18 protein-coding genes and 1 pseudogene are annotated in these 16,973 nt (G+C 34.5%); 4 read left to right on the plus strand and 15 right to left on the minus strand.

Going from position 1 to position 16,973, the window contains the following annotated elements; translation table 11 throughout:
* The first annotated feature begins 69 nt into the window (after positions 1 to 69).
* The gene (locus HUW50_RS24180) at positions 70 to 1,431 is read left to right on the plus strand and encodes an MATE family efflux transporter (RefSeq protein ID WP_066339479.1); all 1,362 of its coding nucleotides are present in this window, start codon (positions 70 to 72) and stop codon (positions 1,429 to 1,431) included.
* A 226-nt stretch (positions 1,432 to 1,657) separates the two neighbouring features.
* Here the strand turns inward: HUW50_RS24180 and HUW50_RS24185 are convergent, their stop codons facing one another.
* From HUW50_RS24185 to HUW50_RS27680, 7 genes and pseudogenes are all read right to left on the minus strand, one after another.
* Positions 1,658 to 3,787 (minus strand): transglycosylase domain-containing protein, encoded by a 2,130-nt coding sequence (locus HUW50_RS24185; protein ID WP_066339487.1) that lies wholly within the window; start codon positions 3,785 to 3,787, stop codon positions 1,658 to 1,660.
* A gap of 61 nt (positions 3,788 to 3,848) precedes the next feature.
* Complete coding sequence (locus HUW50_RS24190) at positions 3,849 to 4,079, minus strand: hypothetical protein (RefSeq protein WP_066339488.1); 231 nt, start codon at positions 4,077 to 4,079, stop codon at positions 3,849 to 3,851.
* Positions 4,080 to 4,279: 200 nt separating this feature from the next.
* Positions 4,280 to 4,681, minus strand: coding sequence for a hypothetical protein (locus HUW50_RS24195; RefSeq protein ID WP_066339489.1), 402 nt, complete (start codon positions 4,679 to 4,681; stop codon positions 4,280 to 4,282).
* 143 nt (positions 4,682 to 4,824) lie between these two features.
* Positions 4,825 to 5,070 carry an HPr family phosphocarrier protein gene (locus HUW50_RS24200; RefSeq protein ID WP_066339493.1) on the minus strand — a complete coding sequence of 82 codons (246 nt, stop codon included), beginning with the start codon at positions 5,068 to 5,070 and terminating at the stop codon, positions 4,825 to 4,827.
* A gap of 432 nt (positions 5,071 to 5,502) precedes the next feature.
* Positions 5,503 to 6,354 carry a sugar phosphate isomerase/epimerase family protein gene (locus tag HUW50_RS24205; protein ID WP_185653426.1) on the minus strand — a complete coding sequence of 284 codons (852 nt, stop codon included), beginning with the start codon at positions 6,352 to 6,354 and terminating at the stop codon, positions 5,503 to 5,505.
* A gap of 298 nt (positions 6,355 to 6,652) precedes the next feature.
* Entirely contained in the window at positions 6,653 to 7,996 is a 1,344-nt protein-coding gene (locus HUW50_RS24210; protein ID WP_185653427.1) for a GntP family permease, read from the minus strand.
* Positions 7,997 to 8,112: 116 nt separating this feature from the next.
* A pseudogene (locus HUW50_RS27680) lies at positions 8,113 to 8,365 on the minus strand (phosphogluconate dehydrogenase (NAD(+)-dependent, decarboxylating)); the annotation flags it as partial.
* A gap of 414 nt (positions 8,366 to 8,779) precedes the next feature.
* Between HUW50_RS27680 and HUW50_RS24215 the strand changes: the two are divergent.
* Positions 8,780 to 9,634 carry a MurR/RpiR family transcriptional regulator gene (locus tag HUW50_RS24215; protein WP_066339513.1) on the plus strand — a complete coding sequence of 285 codons (855 nt, stop codon included), beginning with the start codon at positions 8,780 to 8,782 and terminating at the stop codon, positions 9,632 to 9,634.
* A 222-nt stretch (positions 9,635 to 9,856) separates the two neighbouring features.
* Positions 9,857 to 10,078 (plus strand): hypothetical protein, encoded by a 222-nt coding sequence (locus HUW50_RS24220; RefSeq protein ID WP_066339515.1) that lies wholly within the window; start codon positions 9,857 to 9,859, stop codon positions 10,076 to 10,078.
* A 71-nt stretch (positions 10,079 to 10,149) separates the two neighbouring features.
* Here HUW50_RS24220 and HUW50_RS24225 read toward each other — a convergent pair whose 3' ends face one another.
* Together HUW50_RS24225 and HUW50_RS24230 are read right to left on the minus strand one after the other, a co-directional pair.
* A complete protein-coding gene (locus HUW50_RS24225; RefSeq protein WP_157094516.1) occupies positions 10,150 to 10,287 on the minus strand; it encodes a hypothetical protein in 138 nt (45 codons plus the stop codon).
* 13 nt (positions 10,288 to 10,300) lie between these two features.
* Complete coding sequence (locus tag HUW50_RS24230) at positions 10,301 to 11,554, minus strand: SpoIID/LytB domain-containing protein (RefSeq protein ID WP_185653428.1); 1,254 nt, start codon at positions 11,552 to 11,554, stop codon at positions 10,301 to 10,303.
* A gap of 158 nt (positions 11,555 to 11,712) precedes the next feature.
* Between HUW50_RS24230 and HUW50_RS24235 the strand changes: the two genes are divergently transcribed.
* On the plus strand, positions 11,713 to 12,417 hold the full coding sequence (locus tag HUW50_RS24235; RefSeq protein ID WP_185653429.1) for a DUF421 domain-containing protein: 705 nt from the start codon (positions 11,713 to 11,715) through the stop codon (positions 12,415 to 12,417).
* Between the two features lie 219 nt (positions 12,418 to 12,636).
* Here HUW50_RS24235 and HUW50_RS27460 read toward each other — a convergent pair whose 3' ends face one another.
* The 6 genes from HUW50_RS27460 to HUW50_RS24265 all read right to left on the minus strand — a co-directional run bounded on the left by HUW50_RS27460 (position 12,637) and on the right by HUW50_RS24265 (position 16,962).
* Positions 12,637 to 13,431 (minus strand): peptidoglycan-binding protein, encoded by a 795-nt coding sequence (locus HUW50_RS27460; protein ID WP_269749057.1) that lies wholly within the window; start codon positions 13,429 to 13,431, stop codon positions 12,637 to 12,639.
* A gap of 184 nt (positions 13,432 to 13,615) precedes the next feature.
* Entirely contained in the window at positions 13,616 to 14,044 is a 429-nt protein-coding gene (locus tag HUW50_RS24245; protein ID WP_185653430.1) for a bifunctional adenosylcobinamide kinase/adenosylcobinamide-phosphate guanylyltransferase, read from the minus strand.
* Positions 13,999 to 14,622 (minus strand): histidine phosphatase family protein, encoded by a 624-nt coding sequence (locus tag HUW50_RS24250; RefSeq protein ID WP_066339526.1) that lies wholly within the window; start codon positions 14,620 to 14,622, stop codon positions 13,999 to 14,001. The genes HUW50_RS24245 and HUW50_RS24250 overlap by 46 nt, the downstream gene beginning before the upstream one ends.
* Positions 14,574 to 15,359: an adenosylcobinamide-GDP ribazoletransferase gene (cobS, locus tag HUW50_RS24255; protein ID WP_083964798.1), complete on the minus strand. Its 786-nt coding sequence runs from the start codon at positions 15,357 to 15,359 to the stop codon at positions 14,574 to 14,576. Before cobS ends, HUW50_RS24250 begins: the two co-directional genes overlap by 49 nt.
* On the minus strand, positions 15,347 to 15,880 hold the full coding sequence (locus HUW50_RS24260) for a bifunctional adenosylcobinamide kinase/adenosylcobinamide-phosphate guanylyltransferase (protein WP_185653431.1): 534 nt from the start codon (positions 15,878 to 15,880) through the stop codon (positions 15,347 to 15,349). Before HUW50_RS24260 ends, cobS begins: the two co-directional genes overlap by 13 nt.
* Positions 15,874 to 16,962 carry a pyridoxal phosphate-dependent aminotransferase gene (locus tag HUW50_RS24265; protein ID WP_185653432.1) on the minus strand — a complete coding sequence of 363 codons (1,089 nt, stop codon included), beginning with the start codon at positions 16,960 to 16,962 and terminating at the stop codon, positions 15,874 to 15,876. The genes HUW50_RS24260 and HUW50_RS24265 overlap by 7 nt, the downstream gene beginning before the upstream one ends.
* Between the last annotated feature and the right edge of the window lie 11 nt (positions 16,963 to 16,973).

Raw genomic sequence — 16,973 nt, forward strand, 5'->3', positions numbered from 1 at the left:
TCAATAGCTATCTGAAGGTGGTTTTAAATGTTTCATAAATTTCTATAACATTGATTAGGGGATATACACATGTTAAAAGACTGGAAAAAGATATTATTGCTTGCAATTCCTTCAATCGCATCATTTGCATCTATGACTCTCACAGGAACAATAAATCTGATTTTGGTCGGACAACTCGGTGCACTTGCAATAGCGATTGTCGGAGTTTCAAATATTATAATGTATAATGCTTGGGCGATCTTTTCGGGTATAGGTCATACAGTCAACTATTTAGTTGCTCAAAACTTTGGGTCAAATACGATGAAAAAAGGTGTTGAGCGCACATATATTGCCTTTTATTTATGTACAATTGCATGTATAATCGTTTTTCTTGTCGGTTTATTTTTTCCGGCTGATATATTTAAAGTAATGGGAAGCTCAAGCGATATGATTGATCAAGGAAAAGATTATTTACAAATCCGATTTTTTGCGATGATTTTTTCAATCTTCACCTTTGTTTTTCATGGCTTTTTCCGAGGAATTGGAGACACAAAAACACCAATGATTAGCTCCATCATTGGAAATTTGATTATGATTTTTTTAACTTATGGTTTAACGTACGGAAATTTCGGGCTTCCAGAGATAGGTCTATATGGCGCTGGGATCGCTTTGTTTATTGGCGAGGTTGTTACCTTTCTGATTTGTGCTTATGTTTATTTCATCCGTCTTCATTCTAAGTTTGAAACGCGCACAATTGTAGCCTTTAATCGTGCTGAATCAAAACTCATTTTTGGAGAAAGTTCTAAACTAGGGATTCAAGAGTTTTCAATGAGTATGGCGATGTTTGTTTTTACTGCGTTTGTGACGAGATTAGGTACAAATGCTTTGGCTGCAAATGAAGTAGCCTTAAGCGTCATGAGTCTTGGTTTTATGCCGGCGTTTGCCTTTGGATCAACTGCAACCATACTAGTTGGTCAGGAAATTGGTAAAGGTAGTGCATTAGAAGGAAGAAAGGCAGGTACAAATACAGCTATATTAGGATCAATATTCCTATTTATTCTCGGGATTATCCAATTTTTTCTCGCTGAGCCTATTGCTAAAATTTATACGGATGATATCATGGTTTACCAGCTTGCCTCAAGATTAATCATGATTTCAGCGTTTTTACAGCTTTTCGATGGACTATTAAACTTCTATGCTGGTGGACTTAGAGGAATTGGAGATACTTCGTTCCTTTTAAAAACATCGCTCATTTTAGGTTGGTTATTGTTTATTCCTTTAAGCTACGTTTTGACGTTTGTTCTTGAGCTATCAAGTGTTGGTGCTTGGATTTCTTTATACACGTATTTAGCTGTTTTTGGTGTTAGTGTTATGGTTCGGTTTTATCGCACTGATTGGAGTCTAATAAAGTTAAAAACAGTCCCAACAGAAATCAAAGAAAACATTGGTTAAAATCATTTGTGTCAGCAAATGTTTCGATTTAACAAACAAGCCAAGTCACTTAGAAACTTGGCTTGTTTTAGTTAATGGCTGTATTTTTTAATTGCATATTTCTACTTCAAGGACTTAACCTGAATTCGTACTCTTTTCGCTATTTAGTAAAATTCTTAAGAAATAGTTATCGTTTATTAAAGCAACAACTTTTTAGTGGAGCCAGGTAATTGAATGAAGATCTAATTTATTCATTTTTATCTTTTTTTTCCTTTTCCTTCTTATCTTTTTCTCTTTCCTTTTCTCTCTTTTTATTCTCCTTTTCCCTTTCCTTTTCAATCTTCTTATTTTCTTTTTCTCTCTCTTTCTGTGCTTTCATTTTCTCTTTTTTAGTATCTTCTTTTTCATGTTGATTGTTATTATCTTTTTCGTCTTGTTTCTTCCTTTTTTTGTTTTGCTTGTATTTATTTCCAAGTAATGCTAAATCAAATTCTTTTTTTGACATTTCATTCTCAGCTTTAGCTAGAATCTCTTTAAAAATTACTGTCGCCGTTCCACTACTGGACGATGAGAGATAATGATTTTGATCAGTTTTGTCATACCCTAACCATATTGCTCCTACAACTTGAGGGGTGTATCCTACAAACCAATGATCTTTTGCACCATTTTCTGACGGAAAGGGAAGTTGGGTAGTGCCCGTTTTTCCAGCAATTTCTCTACCAGTAATCTGTGCTTTTGATCCGGTTCCTTCGTTTACCACACCTTTGAGCATAAATGTCATTTTTTGTGCGATTAAAGGTTCTGTTACTTTTTGTTCCTTTCTTTCCCACTCTCCAAGTATTTCGCCATCGGCGTTTTCAATTCGTTGGATCGAATGAGCCTCTACCATTACTCCATTATTTGGGAAAGTAGTAAATGCTTGTGCCATTTTTAAGGGAGAGGTTCCTTCATTCATCCCACCTAAAGCCAAACCAGGTATATGATCCTTTTGTTCTAAAGGTATGCCAAAACGTTCTACTGCATTGGCTCCAACTTCTATACCAATTTTTTGCAGCAACCAAACTGCAGGAAGATTATAGGAGTGAATAACAGCGTCATACATAGACACATCGCCACGGAATTGTTTATCATAATTTTGAGGCTGATACCCCTCAATATTAATTGGTTTATCTTCTAACCTATCATACATATCATAACCTTGTTCCAAAGCAGGAGTATAAACTGACAAAGGCTTCATGATCGATCCCGGCTGTCTTTTTAATTGTGTCGCACGGTTGAATTGACGGAAGGTATGCTCACCTCGTCCACCTACAAGTGCATTGATTTCTCCAGTAGAAGGGTTGATAAATATCGCTCCACTCTGAATCAACTGACCTTCTTTGCTCTCTGGAAATACTTGATCATCTTTATAAACTTCATCAACTGCATTCTGTATGGAAGGATTGAGTCCGGTATAGATATGAAGCCCACCAGAAAGTACTTCATTTGGTGTTAGATGATATTTATTTATTGCCTCATCAATAATATGATCTACATAATGAGGATACTTTCCTTTGTATTCTTTTACTTCATTCGTTGCTAACTTGACCTCTTGATTTATTGCTTCTTCAAAATCACTTTGGCTAATATACCCTTCACTTTTCATCAGTGACAACACAAGATTTCTTCGTTCAATTGCTTTTTCATAATTATTAATAGGGTTCAGATTAGATGGTGCTTTGACCAAACCTGCAAGTAATGCTGATTCACTTAAAGTTAGTTGATTTACATCTTTCGCAAAATATGTTTGGGATGCCCGCTGAATTCCCCATGCACCTTCTCCAAAATAGATTTGATTTAAGTACCGTTCTATAATCTCATCCTTTGTATACGTGCGTTCAATTTTTTTAGTTAAAATTAGCTCTTTAAACTTTCTTGTATACGTACGCTCTTGTGTTAGAAAAGCATTTTTAGCTAATTGTTGTGTAATCGTACTTCCTCCAGCAACAATTCCTCCACTCGTGACATTCATAACCATCGCCCGAGCAATCCCCACATAATTTATCCCATGATGATGATAGAATCGCTGGTCCTCAGTTGCTACAAAAGCATTTATTGCATTGCTCGGAATTCTCTTTATCTTTACACCGTCGATAGTAGAATTCGATATCTTACTTGCTACCTCACCCTTTTGGTCATAGATAAACGTTGGTTGTGGAAGAGGCTCATCTAATTTACTTACATCACTAGTCCAAATGAAGATATTCAAAATAAATAAACCAATTAAACAAAATACAAATGCAAATAAAATAATCTTTAATAGAAAGTTTTTGGGATATTCGCAGTTCCATATCCTCTTTAAGAGTGTTCGTTGCTGTCTATTCTCGAATCTTCCCATTTTTTGTTACGTACCACCTTAGATAAAATCTATTTAATCTATATTTTTATGTTTATTCTAGTTAATAAGCTATTTCATACGTATGATTTTCAAAAATACGTACATATCGGATGGAAGAAGTATGAATAGTTTCATATTCTTCATTACTTTTCACTGTATAAGTAGTACTATTAGCAACTCTTTGCAATACTTGTTGTAGAATATCATTAGCGTTCGTATCTGATTGTCCTGTTATTTTCTCCCACTTCACATCTGCTTCGAGAGTATAACAAATACTGAATTCTTTTAACACATTGAATGCCCCCTACTTTGTTTATCTGAATCAATCGCTTCTCTGTTTACGATTGAACTACACACATTTTATATACTTAATTAAATTTCGATAAAAATCGCTCAATTAAGGGGGTTAATCAGAAAGTTTTTAAATAAAATTGATACAAAAAAAATCAACTCTATTGTGAATTGATTTTTTTCATATCCTTTTTATTTTTGCTAATGATAAAACAAACCATCATCTTCGTCTGCTCGATTTAATAAGGTTTCCAATTCAGTAATAAATAACATCTGGTCATCATTTAACTTTGTGTTAGGGGTATTTGGTATAGCAAGTTCTTTTTCTTTATCCAACTCCTCTATATTCAATTGGACATATAAAGGTTCTGCTACACCTTCTAAAAAACCTCTCCAAATATGTAAGGAATTCTCTTTCGAACCTTTAATAATTGGTTCCTTTTCTAAAAAAACAATTTCCTTCCCATATCTCTTCTCTAAGCCTTCTACAATATATAGCCCATCTGAAAGTGCATCAAAAATTGAATCAAAATAAGTTTTGGGATTTCCCATTACTACTTGATTAATCGGATCACCAACCTCAACCGAATAAACGATTGCCATACTTTCACCTCAATTATTTTAGCTTCTTTCCATTTTTCTCGATAAAGCATCTTTTTAAACTTAATGAGCATATTTTTCTGTACAATTTAAAAGTAAAAGCACAGCTGCTTAGATTGCAGTTGTGCTTTTATATCATCAATCTATTATTCTCCCAATGTTGATTGGAGAGCTTCTATTGCTAATTTAGAATCATGCCCTTTTGCATACAATCTAATATTTCCTAAAAAGTCATGAAGCTCACTTGTGCTTAAATAGCTTTTAGCATTTAATGACTTTTTACCAAACTCAATTAAGATATAGCTTTCAAATTGGTTTGCTTTTGAAACTAAACTGATGATTTTTTTATGGTCTATTTTCTTTCTAAGTAAACAGTTCACAGAAAAATTCATTTGATTCTCCCTCCCTCATAAACAAATTTGCAAGTCATATCCATATGGATTATTTAGGTTTCCTAATGTCAGCAAGTGAGTAATAATTTATAATCAACTTTTCAGAAACAAATTTGATTTAAAAGGAAGATGGTTTATAAGAAAGGGCAAGTAATAGAATCACCTAATTAGTTTTGGCTCCATATGAGCAATGAGAATTCTTCGTATTCTTAGAATACACCTTGTTATTTTAAGTTACTACTGATATGTAAAGTTATATAACACACAATTTTTAAGTTAGCTATTTTTTCGTAAGAAATAGTTACATATACAGGGTTAATGTAGAAAATTCAATAAAAAAATACAACGCCTATTTAACGACGTTGCTTTCTTTTAACAACTATTTATCTTTACAGTTTCACTAATCTTATTGATTAAAAAGATAACCTGTCTCTACAATTTTGTTCTAATTTCTTTATTACAGTATTGTTCAACAACCGTTTTAATTCGATTGATTCCATCCCACAGATTCCCTGGTCCATCATACACTAACGTAATCGGACCATTATAATCACTATTACCTACGAGGTCTAATGATCTTTTATATTCCTCCGAATCGATATAACCCTCTTTGTCATAATTCGCTTTTGCATGCACTGATTCTGCATAAGACATAAGGGTTTCAATTGAATGATACTTATGTTCAGGAAGGAAGTTTCCAAAGTCAACAGTTAAGCCAATTTCACCTTTAGAGAAATTCAGTAATTCCAAGCAGTTTTCTTTTGTGGAAGCAAGTTGTTTAAAGTTTTCCGTTACTACTCTTACCCCTTTTGGCTGTGCATATTCTCCTAATTGTCTAAAACCCTGTTTTGCTAATTCTAAAGCTGTTTTGTTCCCTGGATTAGCTTCACCTGCAATCACACGAACGCTTTTCGCACCCACAATTGCTGCAACATCGATCCATTTCTTGATAAATTCGATGTCAGAGTTTCTTCTGTAAGAGTCTTCATTGCTAATATCACCATAATCAACTAAAAGACAATGAAATGTGATACCTGACAATTCAAAAGCTTCCTTAAGTTGATGTAAATATTCAGGCTCAGTGCTCGGAAAATGAAAGTGACAGACTTCTAATGAACGAAAGTTTTGTCTAGCTAATTCAAATGGTAATTCTAATAAAGTGATATTTTCTGGTTGTTCTTCTACCCTTGTTTGTTGACTTTTTTGGGCTTCATCCCAGTAAGTCCAATTTAATGGTCCAAGCTCTCGGTGAAGACTCCAAGTAGTTAATGATAAATATGGCATTTACTAAACCTCCTTTATACGTTATATGTAAGTTCAACGAGAAAGCTTTTTGTTCCTTCTTTCTAATAAAAAAACGTGAGAACTATTTGAAGTTCCACGTTTTTTCATATCTTTAGATTTGTACTAGCTTAGGAAACTAAAAATTCTAGGACTGTGGATAAGTGCTATGACATCCAGCTCCAGCGCCTAAAATAGCTTTCAGAAATTGTCACTTCTTGATCAAAGACATCAGCAAGCATTTGTCTCCGAACTGAGCGGGCAAAACCTCCTGTCGCTTGCACTCGCGTCGGTGTACCAATTATCCAATAAAAAACCCAAGTATAAATACTACACCAAAACCTACTAGACCAATAATTGTTTCCATGACCGTCCATGATTTAAGTGTGTCTTTCACACTTAATCCGAAGTATCGTCCTACTAACCAGAAGCCAGAATCATTTACATGTGATAACACCGTGGCACCTGAAGCAATGGCGATAACTAATAATCCAAGTACAGGACCTTCTAAATCTAAAATTGAAATTAGGGGAGCCATCAATCCTGCAGCTGTAACCATCGATACTGTTGCTGATCCTTGTGCTACACGTACAACTGCTGCAATTAAAAATGCAAGCGCAATTGGTGGTAAAGCTGAACCTGCCATCATATCTCCTAGTACTTCACCAACACCTGAATCAATCAAAACTTGTTTAAAAACTCCACCTGCACCTGTTACTAGAATTATAATTCCAGCTGGTTCTAATGCTTTTGTTGCAATGTCTTGAACTTCTTGGCGTGAATACCCTCGTTTTGTACCAAGTAATGTGAAAGTAAGTAATGTTGCAATCGTTAATGCGACAAATGGGTGACCAAGGAATGTGAATATTTGACGTACGATATTCCCTTCTTCCAAAAGTACACCTGAAACCGTATTCAGGAGAATTAACACTAACGGAATCATGATTAAGGATGCAATTAATTTATAGCTCGGTAATTCTTTGTCATACTCAATATCCTCTAAATTCATATAATCTGGTACAATTACATGTAGTTTTTTTGAAATATATTTAGCAAAAATTGGACCTGCAATAATCATTGCCGGAATACCAGCAATTGTACCGAAAAGAATTACCCAACCTAGATCAGCACCAATTAAGTCAGCAACAGCTATCGGACCTGGTGTTGGTGGAATGAAACTATGTGTTACAGCTAAACCTGCTAATAATGGTATACCATAATAGAGAAGAGACTTGCCAGTTTTTTTTGCTAATCCATATACAATTGGAACTAATATGATAAAGCCAACATCAAAGAATACTGGAATTGCTACTAAGAAACCTGTAATTCCAAGTGCCCATTGTGATTTATCTTCACCGAATTTTTTTACAAGAGTTTGTGCTAAACGCTCAGCACCACCAGAAACTTCAAGCATTTGACCGAACATAGCCCCAAGACCAACTACAACTGCAACAAATCCGAGGGTCCCCCCCATCCCATTTTGCATCGAAGTGACAACTTCATTTAAAGGCATACCTGCCAAAATACCAACAATTAAACTCACTAATAATAAAGCAACAAATGCGTGTAATTTTGTACGAATTACTAAAAATAAAAGAAGAAAAATTCCTGCTAAAGCTACGAGAATTAACATTTGATCTGACATATTGTTTCACTACCTTTCTTGTTGTTTTTAAAATAAATAAAATTTGTTACAAATGAATTAGTCCTATAGCAGATGATGTAGTATTAATATTTCAAATTAAAAGTAAAATTAACTAGTTATTTTTTCACAAGCTCATGACCACCAAATGCATTTCTAAGCGCTTCCAAACCTTTAACTGTAAATGCTAAGAAAAGATACACATCATCAATTCTAGTGTGATAACTGGAGCAGCAGTTTTTATATTAAGTGCTGTTTCAACTGTCCACTTTCCTTCTCCAGATGAATGCATACCCCCTTCTTCAACTTTAAGATCCTTCGAGATATCTTTTCCGTTAGTTCCATTAACCATGAACGAATAACAGAACCATTTTCAGGAAATGACCACTTCAATTTCACCTGAATACAGGTAACAAGTTTGCAACAGTAATATTTCGAAAAATTTTTTTCAATCTCAGAAAAGACCTCTTTATCTTCACCAATCATCGTACAAGCACCATTTCGAGAGCCATCAACACCCCTTTTTTCATAAAATCTTAGTTTACATCATAAGAATGACATCATATTCCTTATGTAATAGATTAAGAGATAGCTGATATACCATTTTCCCTAACCCTATCATCCTTATTAGCATTTCGATTCATCCTAACCTATTGCGAAATAAATTTTCTTGATATCTTAATTATAAGAAAAAAATTTCTTTTTGCAAGCGATTTCAGAAAAATATTTTTTCTTCCGCTTGAATTTTAGTATAATAAAAAGAAAGCCTTATCAGGAGAGATACACATGAGAAAACAAGAACAACCGTGTTTAGTCACTGTTCGCAAAATGTATCCTAAATTCAGTATTACGGAAAGAAAGATTGCCGACTATATCCTAAAAAATCCAAATAAAATCATTCATTCATCAATTAACCAGTTAGCAGAAGATTTAGATGTCGCGGACTCAACTGTTTTTCGTTTTTGTAAAAGGATCGGTTATAAGGGGTACCAAGCTATGAAAATTGCCCTTGCATCTGAAGTTGTATCACCATTACAGGATATTCACGAAAAAGTTGATGCAGGAGATTCAGTAGAGACGATTGCTACAAAAGTATTTCGTACTAATATTAAAACGATCGAAGATTCTTTATCGATTTTTAATGAAGAACAATTGCAATTAGCCGTTGATGGAATCGTTGCTTCTGATTCGATTCATTTTTTTGGTAGTGGTGGCTCAAGTATTATCGCTCTTGATGCCTTTCATAAATTAGTGCGCACTGGCTTAAAAGTAAATGCGGTCATTGATACTCACTTTCAACTAATGGCAGCTTCACAGATGTCTAAAAATGATTGTGCGGTATTAATATCGCATTCAGGATCATCCAAGGACATTCTTCATATCTTAAATGTGGTGAAGTCAACAGGTGCAAAGACAATTGCGATCACAAACTATGCAAAATCACCATTAAGCGCAGCTGTAGATATTCCTCTTTATACAGTTTCAGAGGAAACAGAATACCGCTCTGAGGCGTTATCATCACGGATTGCACAGTTAACCCTTATTGACGTACTTTACGTGAATATCTTGATGAAACGAGGAAGTGAAGGTCAAGATGCCCTCAAAAAAATGCGTGAAGCGATCACTGTCAAACGGATCTGAATAGTGAAACTAAAGAATCTTAATAATGTTTAAAATTTTTACATTATGGTTAACCGCACGACATTTTATCTCCTATCTCATCCTTGGGTCTGGCCGCTTTTAGAATAACACCACTTATTATTAAGCGGCTATTTTTTCACAAAATAAGAATGTGAAGTAATATTCCTATGATTTTTATCAAAGTATAGTAAGGTCTGTTAAAAATGTTGGGAGGTAAGGGTATTGAAAAATTTTAGATATTTAATAAGTAGAGAATATGAAGCAGATAGTGTGGCAGAAGATCTACGTTTACAATTGGAAATAAATCGTGTTAATCAAGTACATGTTAAAGCAGTAACGGTGCGAAACGAAGTTCTTGTCCAAGTTCCAGATGCAAATGATTCGATTGAAGAGGTTGTTGAAAATTTCATGCACAGCTACCAAACGGGAATAATACTAGAATAATCATATGAATTAAATAAGGACCAAAAAAAAACACCGTTCAATAAATGAATGGTGTTTTTTATTATTATGCTTTAGAAGAAGTTTTTGACCATTTCAGAGGTATTTTCACAATTCAAACATTGGTAATAAATAGATAATATATCTTCTGTCACTTGATGTTTTGTTTCTTGAGCACAGTTTTCACAGTATTTCTCTTCATAAACTTCCATTCAAATACCTCCGCTACTTTGTAAATGTAGTTATTAATGTTCCAGGATAATAAAACTGGATAATCTCTTTATATGTTTTACCCGATTCTCCCATGAAATTTGCTCCCCATTGGCTCATCCCAACACCATGACCGTAACCTTTTCCTTTCATTGTATAAGTATCTTCGTTACATTCGAGGGAGCTTATCAAGTAACTTTTAAACTGATTTCCTCCTATCATCGGACGAATCTGATTTAGTTTAACATCATCAAGTGTGAACTGTTCGAATAATACAGTACCATCTATTAATCGGTGTAAAAACTCTACAGTAATTGAACCTTTATCCGTCCGTTTTGAATTAAGCTGTTGTTCTGATAACTCTAATCTAGGAATTGATACTATTTTTATGTCACCTGGATAACCGTTATTTTGAAGCCACTTCTTCATAGATAAAGTGATTTCTTCATCCTTTTCCTTTACATCATCCCACCAATTTGAATTGTCCCAATTGATGTCATTCATCGAAATTTGTGTTCGATGAATTGTAAATTCCCAAGGGTGTGTCGGGTCAAAAGGATCCTTTTTTATCGGAAAATAAGACATCGTCTTCCCACCCCATACATGTGTATTATTCTCAGTTACACCACCATTACTAGCAGAATAAAAAGCGTCTATTAAGTGATTATCAAATGTTATAACCTCACTATTAGTTTCTTCAACTGCTTTCGTAGTGTTTTCATTCCAGTTATATCCACCGTATACTTGAAAATGAATCGTATCATCCATTTCGTCCTTAGTATGTGAATAAGCATACGTACGTGCAGCTAATGATTGTGCTTTTAATGCTTCTTGATGCCAAGATGGAAAGACTTCAAAAGGCACTACACCTTTTAAATAATCTTCTATTGGTAATTGATTAATTGGTCGAATTACGTTTTCTTCAATTCTAAATTCCATTGCACCTAAATATGGTCGATTGTTAACATAAATAGCATGATCATGATCATAGGTTTCAGGAATAATAACAAGAGGACCATTTATCTTTTGTTCCTTACCTTCTCCCTGCAAGTACAATGAATCATTCTTCACTGTTACATGATAATCTACCCCTTCTTTCAAGGAAAGAGTAGGGTCAAGTGTTTGATAGCCTCCTTCTAGAACAATATTTAATTTGTCGGTATCTCCTATATAATTAACTAACTTTACTTTTATCATTTCTTCTGCTTCAAATTGTTTTGGAAATAAAGTTGTAAATAGAATGACGAATATTAGAATAAAGTATCTCATAAGTCTATAATTCCGAGTTGGTAAAGGAATTATTCATCGTCCCAATTCAGAGGAGTTTGACAATTTTTCTCTCATTACATACATATCAACTTTTCGAATGGAAAGAATAAGCAATTAGTAAAGAATATAGGCGTTTGGGAAATAGGAAGTGAATTTTAATGGATTTTTTTAGTAGTCAAGAATCACTTACAGCTATGGAGTGGGTTTTACGAGCAGTTGTAGCGTTTTTCTTTTTAGTAGTAATAGCAAAAATAATGGGACAGCGTTCGATTTCACAGTTGCGATTCCTTGACTTTGTTATTGCGTTAGTAATAGGGAATATTATTGCCCATCCTTTATCAGATGAAAAATTAGAGTTAAAAAGTTCAATGATAACGATGACAGTTTTAGTATTTTTATATGTTTCTGGAATATATTTAAGCTTAAAATGGAATGGGTTACGAAATATATTTGATCCACAACCTATCCCTCTAATTGAAAACGGACAAATTAATTTCAAAAATTTAAATAAGGCAAGGATTACAGTTGATATTCTTCTATCTGAATTACGAAAAGAAAAAACAGATGATATTCAAAAAGTAGTACTTGCATTTTGGGAACCTGGAGGAACGATATCGATATTTTTATATCCTCAGTATCAGCCAATTACACCTACTGATTTAACACTTGAAATAAAGCCTTTTGATTTTCCTAGGACAATCATTAAAGAGCGAAAGATTGATTACAATGAGTTACAACATCTTGGTAAAGATGAAAAATGGATATTGAATAAACTTAAAACAACCCACAATATACATGTAAAGGATGTATTACTGGCGACTTTTGATTCTAGTGAAAATCTAAAGGTATTCTTGTATAAGTAATCGATTGATAATATTAAAATACCTGAAAAAGCACACTTGCTTTATTTATTAGCAAATGTGCCTTTTCCTGAAATACCATAAAATGATTAAATTGGATACAGCTGATTCATCCTGCTCCTGCTCAAAATAAGAAGTGTACTTCACACTTCTCGTTAAATTATTGAAAACGATTCTAACAATAGAATCGCTTTTTACTATCTTACTATTCAAACTATGTTGCTACTTAATTACTCTCACCTTTACAGCTTTTCTTCCCCATTTTAGTGCGGTATTTTCCGTTGCAAAAAACACATCAATTTCATTTCCATTAATACCCCCGCCAATGTCTGCTGCAATAGCTGTACCGTATCCATCAACTTCAACAGTTGAACCTAATGGGATTACATTTGGATCTACAGCAATTACATGTCCATCAGGATATTTTTTTAAATCTATTCCTAATTTTGTGGTACCTGAACACCCATTGCAACTTGCAGTATAAGCTGTGCTTTCTACAGTTAATTCCTTGATTTGATTATCTACTTCTGTTGCTTTTTGGTTTAATTTCTTAAACGTTTGTGGACCAGCTAAGCCATCTGTAGTTAGTCCGTTTTTTTGCTGGAATTGAATAACAGCATTTTTTGTACCACTTCCGTATATTCCATCAGTGGTGCCACTATATAGATTCCAAGCCTTTAAAAGTCGTTGGAGTTTAACAACCGGCCTCCCCATATCTCCCGATCGTAGTACTTTTATTTTGTTAATCGTTTGAGGACCAGCGATACCATCAACTTTTAAATTTTGTTCATCTTGATATTCTCTAACTGCTTCCTTTGTAATTACTCCGTAATAACCTGTTGCGGTATGATAGGGAAATTCTCCTTTAGCTATTAAGTATTCTTGTAATTCGATAACATCATTATGTACCATACCTTCCGATAAAGTTCGATCACCCAATGCTGCTTCACCTTTTGAGGGAAAGAACAATCCAATACTCGTAAGTACAAGTATTGTAAAACCCCATTTCATTTTCATCAAAAGCTCCTCCTTCTTTATCATTCAAACAATACGAAGAAGCGCTTAAATTTCTTAGGTGTTACGCTATTTTTCCTAATATAGACCTATAAAGTCTACCTTTTTGAAAATAATGGAAACTATTAATGACCTTTACCTTAAGAACCCTTTCACCGAATTGTAAACTTCTTTTTAGAATCTTGATTTATTTAATTGTTTTTACTAAACCATGCCAGCAATATTGTACTGTTTTAGCTTTAGAAGCAGCATGCTGTAGCACCCACCCAGCTACGTCCCGGATATTTCTCTCCTCTGCAGTCATAGGTACAATACCTCGTCCCATTTCTAACATAATAAAGATGATAGGATTACCATTAAGCTTCTCACATTCAAATATTTCATCAATCAGTTCAAAAAAGTAATCCCTTGCTTCATCAAGACTCAGTTGGGATGATAATGCTTCCTTAATCCATATTTCCCAACCTTCTAAAACAAGGACTGCTTTTGAATGATAGGAATTTTTCCAATTTCTCAACAAATGATCATTATACGCACTGTGCCAGGTTATATCCTGATATTGCTCACGAATTAGTTTTCTTTTTCCTGAATAGGCACCACCGACAACGAGTTGCAAACCCATTCCCCCTTTTGCTGTTGAAATGACAAGTGATATGCTTTTCCATGCTGTATCATTAATTCCCAGAAAGACTTCGTTTGCTCAAAGTTTTTCAAGATAGCTCGGATGACGCCCCCATGGGTAAGGATAAGCACGTTACTATTATGATCTTTATTTTGAATAAGTAGATCTGCCAGAAAGGCATTTATTCTAGCGTTTAACTGGGCTAGAGTTTCTCCGCCCGGTGGAGCAATATGCTCCCAATTGTTTAACCAATCTTGATAGCTTACATCACCTTTTAGCATCTCATAAGTCATACCTTCCCATTTTCCAAAATCAAGCTCCCTTATCCTAGAATCTAAACAAACGAGTTTATCTCCTATTAAATATCGAAATGTTTCTGTACATCGTTTAAGATCACTAGAATAATAACGATCAAAAGGAATTTCTTTAAGGGAGCTTCGCAATGGATTTAATTTATAAAGCTCATGCTCTACTAATGGTTCATCTGTATGGCCTAAATATCTTTTTTCAATATTCCAACTTGTCACCCCATGACGAACCAAATATACATCGATAGTATGAAAAGACCCCATAATTCCCCTCCTTCGATTGATGCACCAAGAAGATCCCCATTGATGCCTTTAAAGTTTTTTAAGATCCAAATACGAAGGAAAAAGTAGAATACGAAGTATGAAAAGAAGAGCAATAGTGTGTATGGGAAAACTAGTGTAAAAAGGAAAACGATAGTAGTGCCAATAATAACCTCGCGGCCAGTTAGATGCTTCTTCCATTGATAGGCAAGTCCTTCCTGCTTCATTACTGGAAGGTAATATAATAAGTAAAGCGGGATTAATCGACTGAATGCTGGAATCAGTATAAGAAAGAACAGTAAGGGTTTCAGTTGATCTGTCTGAATAACCCCATAAACGAATGTAATTTTCCAAGTGAGATGAAAGATGGCGGTAAGGACAGCAAAGCTTCCAACTTGAGGATCTTTCATGATTTCAAGCTTTTTCGAAAAAGGAGCATTTGAACCCACCGCATCGGCCACATCCATTAAGCCATCTAAATGTAATCCTCCAGTTAAAAACACCCATATCGTCACGATCAATAGAGCGATCATCCATCCTGGTAATACCGAGTCTGTGATTGTAATGGCTATAGCTAAAATACCTCCAATGATTAACCCAACGATTCCAAAGGAAGCAAGTGCTCCTCTTATTGATTTTTTTTCCCAAGGACACTCAATAGGAATCGGGATACGAGTTAAAAATTGCATAGCTAAAATAAATCCTAAAATGTAATGCTTCATCATGATCAGCCTTTCCATTTAATCGGTATTCCTGCAACGATTTGATAAACTGATTCTGCTTTAGAAGTAACTAAACTGTGAACTTTTTGAAGCTTATAGATGTATTCGTGAATAAACAAATTGTCACTTTGGATTCCTTCATTAACATCATTTGAGACAATGATTAATTGCAGTTGCTTCTCCTCAGCTAGTTTAATCCATTTTGAAACTTCTTCCAAAATCATCCCTATATCTGTCTTTCCTTTATACAGCATGTTATTTATCCAAACCGTTAAGCAATCCAATAAAATGACTTCCTGTTCCTTTACTGTTTGTAATACTCGTGTTACCTCCAAAGGTGCTTCAATTGTATCCCAAATTGATTCTCTTTCAACAATATGTCGAGCTATTCGATTTTCCATTTCACGATCAGTTCTTTCTGCAGTAGCTATATATAATAATGTCTCATTTCGACCAGATTTTTCGAATAATTCAAGGGTATAATTTTCTGCAAAAGAACTTTTCCCTGAACGAGCACCACCAGAAATAAACGTTAACATTGCCTGTCTCTCCATCTGCGTAACGTTTGTAGGAAAAAGTTGTTTTCAGCCTCAGTACGAACCGCTAAACGTAAATAGTTTCCATCAAGACCCTTAAAAGTATGAGTATGTCGTGGAATAATGTTATTCTCTAGTAAATAAAGAAATAATTGTTCAGTATCTGCTTGTCGATCAAGATCTCTTAACAAATAAAAATTTACAAGAGTAGGTGAATAATAGAAGCCTAATCTTGAAAGCTCGGTGGTTAAAAGTTTTAGCTGTCCTTGTAACCAAGCTTTTGTTTCATCAATAAATTCATGCTGAGTAACTAGACAAGGGAGTATGGAGGTTACAATACCATTTACACTCCAAGGAATCTGACTTCTCTTCAATTGGAAAATCATCTCTTCCCTTGCAACAACATAACCAAGTCGCAAACTAGGAATTGAAAAAATTTTAGTTAATGATCTCAGTAATACTAAGTTTGCATAATGATCAATAAGGAACGCTAAGTCAGTGATATGGGAGGGTAAAAAGTGAATAAATGCTTCATCGATTACAATCGTTGTTTGACACTCGATGCCTTTTTCAAGAACTGCCTTAATATCTTCAATGTCGACTACAGTTCCTGTTGGATTATTCGGACGACATAAAAAAACGACATCTACTTCTTCCATTTTCGATATAACCTTTTCAAGTGGAAAAGAAAAATGATCCTCTTGTTGAAGAGAAAGATGGGTTACAGATAATTGAAATACGTGACAAGCTCTTTCATATTCAGAGAATGTAGGTTCGATTATTAACGCTTTTTCCCCAGTAAATTGTTGGGCAACTAGGAAGATCGCTTCAGAGCCTCCATTCGTTAAGAGAGTCTGTTCTTGCCTTACCCCTTCATGAGTAGCAACTAACTTTGTAGCTTCTTCGTAGTTGGGATCAGGATACTTTTCGAATTGGTTAAACGCTTCTATAAAGCTCTCTTTTAATGCCATCGGAGGTCCTAACGGATTAATATTTGCACTAAAGTCAACATATAGATCATCTTTATTAATTCCTTTTAATTCTAGAATTTTCTTCGGTTGCCCACCATGGTCAGGCCATTCCATCTTCACCACAC

Source organism: Metabacillus sp. KUDC1714 (assembly GCF_014217835.1).
Classification (GTDB): domain Bacteria; phylum Bacillota; class Bacilli; order Bacillales; family Bacillaceae; genus Metabacillus; species Metabacillus rhizosphaerae.

Bases quoted from the DNA above. Each gene is read 5' to 3' on its own strand.
- HUW50_RS24195 (WP_066339489.1), bottom strand. From the start codon at position 4,681: ATGGCAATCGTTTATTCGGTTGAGGTTGGTGATCCGATTAATCAAGTA.
- HUW50_RS24215 (WP_066339513.1), top strand. From the start codon at position 8,780: ATGAGAAAACAAGAACAACCGTGTTTAGTCACTGTTCGCAAAATGTAT.
- HUW50_RS24235 (WP_185653429.1), top strand. From the start codon at position 11,713: ATGGATTTTTTTAGTAGTCAAGAATCACTTACAGCTATGGAGTGGGTT.
- HUW50_RS24250 (WP_066339526.1), bottom strand. From the start codon at position 14,622: ATGGGGTCTTTTCATACTATCGATGTATATTTGGTTCGTCATGGGGTG.
- HUW50_RS24200 (WP_066339493.1), bottom strand. From the start codon at position 5,070: ATGAATTTTTCTGTGAACTGTTTACTTAGAAAGAAAATAGACCATAAA.
- HUW50_RS24265 (WP_185653432.1), bottom strand. From the start codon at position 16,962: ATGGAATGGCCTGACCATGGTGGGCAACCGAAGAAAATTCTAGAATTA.
- HUW50_RS24185 (WP_066339487.1), bottom strand. From the start codon at position 3,787: ATGGGAAGATTCGAGAATAGACAGCAACGAACACTCTTAAAGAGGATA.
- HUW50_RS27460 (WP_269749057.1), bottom strand. From the start codon at position 13,431: ATGAAAATGAAATGGGGTTTTACAATACTTGTACTTACGAGTATTGGA.
- HUW50_RS24260 (WP_185653431.1), bottom strand. From the start codon at position 15,880: ATGTTAACGTTTATTTCTGGTGGTGCTCGTTCAGGGAAAAGTTCTTTT.
- HUW50_RS24225 (WP_157094516.1), bottom strand. From the start codon at position 10,287: ATGGAAGTTTATGAAGAGAAATACTGTGAAAACTGTGCTCAAGAAACA.
- HUW50_RS24205 (WP_185653426.1), bottom strand. From the start codon at position 6,354: ATGCCATATTTATCATTAACTACTTGGAGTCTTCACCGAGAGCTTGGA.
- HUW50_RS24180 (WP_066339479.1), top strand. From the start codon at position 70: ATGTTAAAAGACTGGAAAAAGATATTATTGCTTGCAATTCCTTCAATC.
- cobS (WP_083964798.1), bottom strand. From the start codon at position 15,359: ATGGAAAGGCTGATCATGATGAAGCATTACATTTTAGGATTTATTTTA.
- HUW50_RS24210 (WP_185653427.1), bottom strand. From the start codon at position 7,996: ATGTCAGATCAAATGTTAATTCTCGTAGCTTTAGCAGGAATTTTTCTT.
- HUW50_RS24230 (WP_185653428.1), bottom strand. From the start codon at position 11,554: ATGAGATACTTTATTCTAATATTCGTCATTCTATTTACAACTTTATTT.